This window comes from Salipaludibacillus sp. CF4.18, from assembly GCF_051262595.1.
Classification (GTDB): Bacteria; Bacillota; Bacilli; order Bacillales; family Salisediminibacteriaceae; genus Salipaludibacillus; species Salipaludibacillus neizhouensis.
Window position 1 is genome coordinate 1 of the sequence record NZ_JBIMEV010000102.1, and the last position, 5,465, is coordinate 5,465.

Here is a 5,465-nt window from a genome sequence, read left to right on the forward strand (position 1 = left end):
AAGGTAAACCCTTGTAGTCTTTTTCTCTTAATTGTAACAGTAGTCAATTCCAGCTAGAAGAAGCATATAAATAACGTATGGCTAATTCAAACGAGCTCATTCATCTCTTGAAGCTAATCTAATAATAATATAAAGGCTCTGTTAAATCCGAATGCTGTCAGCATTTAATAACAGTAGAAAACTCGTCCGTCCCCACAACAAATGATTTTTGTTTGCAACGCCAAAAATGCCGAAAACAGCCTTCCATGTAACAAAGCCTATTGAAAAGAAAGATGCAGGTGTAGTTATGATGAAAAATTTAACCGTATTGAACTACTCATTTGAAAACTCTCAAGAAAAAAGTATGACTTTCGACCATGTATTCAACAGAATCGTTCGTTTTATGAAACGAAATCCAAATGGAAACTATCGGTTGATGGTAGGAACGGATTCGCAAATTCACCCTAGGTGCACAAGATATATTACAGGGATTGTTATTAAACAAGAAGGAAAAGGCGCATGGGCCTGCCTACGGAGAAACGTAGTCTCTAGAAAAATGACAAATTTACATGAAAGAATATCATATGAGACATCTTTAACTGAGGAAGTAGCTTCTCTTTTCACACCCGAAAGAAAAGACGAACTTATAAATATTGTTTTACCATACATTTACAAAGGATCGTCCTTTACCATTGAAGGGCACATTGACATTGGATCTGGAGAAAGAAACAAAACAAGAATTTATGTTCGAGAAATGGTATCAAGAATTGAATCGATAGGTATGGACCCGAAAATAAAACCAGATTCCTTCGTAGCTAGTGGTTATGCAAATAGATATACAAAATAAATTCTGCTTGATCTATGAAAGGGAGAGTGCTTTAAATAATGTTTAAAGGGATACCTTTTTGTAAAAAGGGTGTTTTTACTTTGATAAATATGGTATTATTCTTCATGGTGACATGTATTGGATAAAACCCCGCAGTAGGGTATTAGACGATTACTTTTCCCGCTAGAGTCCTCACCTTTAGCTTCTTAAAAACATTTTCCAGATATCGGAAATATTTTGAGATTTCACTTTCTAAAAAAGTAATATTTTTTTGATAACAAAGCCGTAAATTAAGGGGAAACACAATGAAAAAGTTTTTAGTAATAATAACTATTCTGCTACTAGGCTTTATAGGACTTTCTAAATATATATTTGCCCAAGATGGGTTTGATATTAAAGTCATAAATCAAACAAATAAAGATATATCAGGTATATACTTAACTTATGATCATATAAAGTCAGATATAATCGTACCTTCAGTTGAACAAGGGGAAGTATATAAACTTAACGTAAATCCGACCGAGACCTTTGTTGAAAATGCGATGAAACTACAATATAAAGATAAGGAAGAAAAATTACACACAGAATATGTTATTGGCTATTTTGAAAAAGGATATTCTGGTAAAGCTGAAATTACAATAAAATCAGTTGATGAAAACGGAAAACTAGACATTGAAATCGTACAAAACGCATCGGCATATTGAACTTAGTTTATTAATAACAATGTATTTTTCCAGAATAATAGATTCACTTAACTAAAAAACTGCCTTGAGTTTTTAACTATCAAGGCAGTTTTAATGTTGTATCTTATATTCCATGAGATCAATTATTACTAATTCACTATCTCACTAATTTTCTTAATATCATTGGCTATATAATCCGGTCTGACTTCCATTTCCTCAGTTGGGGCATCTTTTCGGTTTACCCATAATGTTTTAAATCCAAAGGTTTTAGCGCCAATAATATCCCAACTATTTGAGGACACAAACAGTACTTCTTCCCGGGTAAGGCTGAGTTTCTTCAAAACTTGGTAATAAGATGCTGCACATGGCTTATATTGTTTATGATCATCTACACTTATTACTTGATGAATATGTTCTGCTAAGACCGAATGTTTGACTAACGGTTCCAACATATCTCGTGAACCATTCGAAAAAATGACCAATTGTTTGTTATTTACTTGCTCAAGAACTTTCTCTACCTCTGGATAGACATCCAAAGATAAGTATTCTTTAAGAAGAATGCTTTCTTTCTCTTCATCAAGACTCACATCACATGCTTTACAAGCGTATCTTAATGCTTCTTTAGTTACAGTATAAAAAGGAACGTAATTTCCTGTTAGCTGTCTTAAAAATGAATACTCAATTTGCTTTTCTCGCCAAAGAACACTTATCCTTTTACCCAGGTTTGGAAAAACTATTTCACATTTTTTCTCAATAGAATAGACATCATACAGTGTTCCGTATGCATCAAATACAATTGTTTTTATCATAGTTAAATAACCTCCGATAATTAATTATGGCTGAGATCTTATATACTATTGTTTTAATAAGAATAGGGACGCACTTGCATTCGCGGCAAGCAGAATCTTCCCACTAACAATTCTTTACCTCTTCTAGAACTGCTAGTCTCTACAGAGCCATTGCCTTTAGCTTCTTCAAATAGCTCTCGATTTACGAAATCGTTCGATCTTTGACCCAATCATAGTGCAAATGGATGAAAAAGTGAAGAAAACTTGTCTAACTTTTTTTCCAGTGTATGATAGCTTACATTCATCATTGTTTATTATCCTATACTTTAGGTAATAGCAAGCTAATGAGACAGTGCACGGATAAACTTGAAAATGGGCACTCTTATTGAAAGGATGAGTGTATGAAAAGAATCCTATTAGTAGGTGGCGGCCATGTTCACCTTTATTTTATGAAACAACTTATTAATGATCCTATCAAGTCCATAGAAATCTTTTTAGTTTCGCCTAGTACATATCACTATTACTCTGGAATGTTCTCAGGATTCGCTGAGGGATTATATCATGCTGAAGAGATTCGAATTAACTTAGAGAAAATCTCAGAAAGAGCCAACGTACGATTTATCAGAGATTCCATTATTAAACTCGCTCCAAACGAGAACTCTTTAACCACTAAAAATGGTGAATTGATAAAGTATGATGTCGTATCTTTTGATATAGGATCAGAAACATTAGGGAATGATCACCCTGACTTTCAAACTCATGCAAGGTTCATTAAACCGAATCATCGATTTACGCAAACGATTGAAGCAGTAAGATCAGCTTCTAAACCAGTAATTGTAGGTGGCGGCGCTGCTGGCAGTGAAATAAGTCTGGCTATTCAAGCGTGGAGGAACAAACAAGGACTGGAAACACCCGTTTCTATTATAACACGCTTCAAATCTATTAGAGAGTGAAGGCAAAAATGCTTCAAATAAACTTCATACATACATGAAGGCTACTCCAGTTAAACGATACACACATGTAAAAATCCATATTTAAACAAGAAGATAAGGAGATTAGAGAAAACGTCCAAATAGAATTAGAGAAAGAAATTTCTTTTGTATTTAATGCTTCCGTAACCAAAGTACACTCTAGTCATGGGGAAAAAATAGTAACGATTCAAAAGAAAGATAGATCGACGGAGGAGCTAACGACAGACGAGATATTCCTAGCTACAGGCAGAACTCCCAACTCGGATAAACTAGATTTAGATAACGCGGGCGTGAAGCAAATAGATTCAGGTCATATATCAGTTAACAACAAGCTTCAGACAAATATCCCATCAATTTATGCTATAGGTGACGTTAATGGCACATTACCTTTTACTCATATTCCGGGATGGAAGGAAAACTTGTCGTTCAAAATGCGGTTTTAGGACTTAGGAGAAAAGTTGATTACACGAATGCTCCTTGGGTCATCTATACGAATCCGGAAGTGTTTCACCTCGGTAATACGGAAGAGGAACTGCAAGAAAAAAAGTTGAAGTATGATGTTTTCAAAGTGTCGCTAGCTAATGTAGATCGTTTTGTCGCTGACCATAAAACGGAAGGACTTGTGAAAATACTTACGAATAAACGGGGCTATATATTAGGTGCTCATGCAACTGGTAAGGGAGCTGGGGACTTTATGCAAGAGGTTATCTTTGCTAAACAGTATAAAAAAAAGATAGGGGATTTATCCCAAGTCATACACCCATATCCCAATCATGCTGCGGCAGTTCAAAGTACAGCCGATTTATATTGGCGAAAAAAACTGTTTGAAGGTTCGTTGCCAAAGGTGATAAAAAATATATTAAATGGTTTAGGTGAAATGCTAGGAGGAGCCTCCCCGAGCGTTAACCGAAAGCGAACGGTACAAGGAAACACAGAAGACTTATTATTAGTCTTCTGTGTTTTTTTGTACCCGAACCTCGTCATAGGACATCTGTAAACTGCATATTAAGATAATGGCGTTCTATAAATTGAAGGAGGGGTGATCCGTGAAAGATTTTACAACGAGAAAAGTATATTATCCCTATGTGAGTCCTTTTGATCCTTGTCCACCAGTTACGGAAAAGGTGTATTCCACACCTGCTCAGCTTTATTTAGGATTTCAACCGGAAAATTTACCGCAGTTCACACCACAAGAAGCTCTTTATGCCGGTACTTTATGGAAAATATTTTATGACCCTTATTACGGATGGAATGAAAAGGGGAGGGAAGATCAATGACCCAAAAACAACTCCCTAATGAATTTTATACCATGATGGAAGAACTTCAAACAGTAGACTTTGTTTTAGTAGAGTTGACCCTTTATTTGGATACTCATCCAAACGATTACGATGCAATTAATCAATTCAATGAGTATTCTCACGCAAGACAAACGCTAAAGATTAAATTTGAAGAGCTTTTTGGCCCTTTACAACAATATGGGAATAGCTATAGTGGCTATCCTTGGAATTGGGATGACCCACCTTGGCCATGGCAAATTTAGATTACTAGACTGTGCAGCTAACTTCCATCACATTACAGCCATTAGAAGGGCTGGTCTTGAAGGTTCAATGTATAAAGGTAGATATCTCTTGTTAAAAGGAGGAAAACTCACTTGTGGATTTATGAAAAGAAACTGCAGTATCCTGTAAAAGTGACGGAATGTAATCCGAGGTTGGCTAAGTACTTAATCGAACAGTATGGGGGAGCAGATGGGGAACTGGCCGCAGCTTTAAGATATTTAAATCAGAGGTACACAATCCCCGATAAAGTCATCGGATTATTAACCGATATTGGAACAGAAGAATTTGCTCATTTAGAGATGATTGCAACGATGATCTATAAATTAACGAAGGATGCCACTCCAGAGCAAATCAAAGCTGCAGGTATAGAGGATCATTATGTTAATCATGATAATGCCTTATTCTACACAAATGCTAGTGGAGTCCCTTTTACAGCTTCATATATTCAAGCTAAAGGTGATCCGATTGCAGATTTATATGAAGATATTGCTGCGGAAGAAAAAGCAAGAGCTACTTATCAATGGATCATAGACATGTCCGATGATGTTCAATTAAATGACAGCCTCCGTTTTCTGAGAGAAAGAGAGATTGTTCATTCTCAACGTTTTCGAGAAGCAGTGGATATGCTTATTGAGGAAAGAGATAGAAAGAAAATATTT

9 protein-coding genes are annotated in these 5,465 nt (G+C 35.7%); 8 read left to right on the forward strand and 1 reads right to left on the reverse strand.

Annotation, left to right across the window (positions count from 1 at the left end; translation table 11 throughout):
• Positions 1–289: 289 nt before the first annotated feature.
• Positions 290–826, forward strand: coding sequence for a ribonuclease H-like YkuK family protein (locus tag ACHABW_RS25140; protein ID WP_435759719.1), 537 nt, complete (start codon positions 290–292; stop codon positions 824–826).
• 284 nt (positions 827–1,110) lie between these two features.
• Entirely contained in the window at positions 1,111–1,509 is a 399-nt protein-coding gene (locus ACHABW_RS25145) for a hypothetical protein (protein WP_435759707.1), read from the forward strand.
• A 128-nt stretch (positions 1,510–1,637) separates the two neighbouring features.
• Here ACHABW_RS25145 and ACHABW_RS25150 read toward each other — a convergent pair whose 3' ends face one another.
• Positions 1,638–2,297: a haloacid dehalogenase type II gene (locus tag ACHABW_RS25150; protein WP_435759709.1), complete on the reverse strand. Its 660-nt coding sequence runs from the start codon at positions 2,295–2,297 to the stop codon at positions 1,638–1,640.
• Between the two features lie 380 nt (positions 2,298–2,677).
• Here ACHABW_RS25150 and ACHABW_RS25155 point away from each other — a divergent pair, with 380 nt between their 5' ends.
• From ACHABW_RS25155 to ACHABW_RS25180, 6 genes are all read left to right on the forward strand, one after another.
• Positions 2,678–3,229 (forward strand): NAD(P)/FAD-dependent oxidoreductase, encoded by a 552-nt coding sequence (locus tag ACHABW_RS25155; protein WP_435759711.1) that lies wholly within the window; start codon positions 2,678–2,680, stop codon positions 3,227–3,229.
• A gap of 137 nt (positions 3,230–3,366) precedes the next feature.
• Positions 3,367–3,690 carry an FAD-dependent oxidoreductase gene (locus ACHABW_RS25160; protein WP_435759721.1) on the forward strand — a complete coding sequence of 108 codons (324 nt, stop codon included), beginning with the start codon at positions 3,367–3,369 and terminating at the stop codon, positions 3,688–3,690.
• Entirely contained in the window at positions 3,654–4,244 is a 591-nt protein-coding gene (locus ACHABW_RS25165) for a hypothetical protein (protein WP_435759713.1), read from the forward strand. Before ACHABW_RS25160 ends, ACHABW_RS25165 begins: the two co-directional genes overlap by 37 nt.
• A 49-nt stretch (positions 4,245–4,293) precedes the next feature.
• The gene (locus tag ACHABW_RS25170) at positions 4,294–4,524 is read left to right on the forward strand and encodes a spore coat associated protein CotJA (protein ID WP_435759715.1); all 231 of its coding nucleotides are present in this window, start codon (positions 4,294–4,296) and stop codon (positions 4,522–4,524) included.
• Positions 4,521–4,787 (forward strand): spore coat protein CotJB, encoded by a 267-nt coding sequence (locus tag ACHABW_RS25175; protein WP_435759717.1) that lies wholly within the window; start codon positions 4,521–4,523, stop codon positions 4,785–4,787. The genes ACHABW_RS25170 and ACHABW_RS25175 overlap by 4 nt, the downstream gene beginning before the upstream one ends.
• Before the next feature lie 111 nt (positions 4,788–4,898).
• Positions 4,899–5,465: manganese catalase family protein (locus tag ACHABW_RS25180; protein ID WP_110936113.1), on the forward strand; the 567-nt coding region annotated here is incomplete at its 3' end.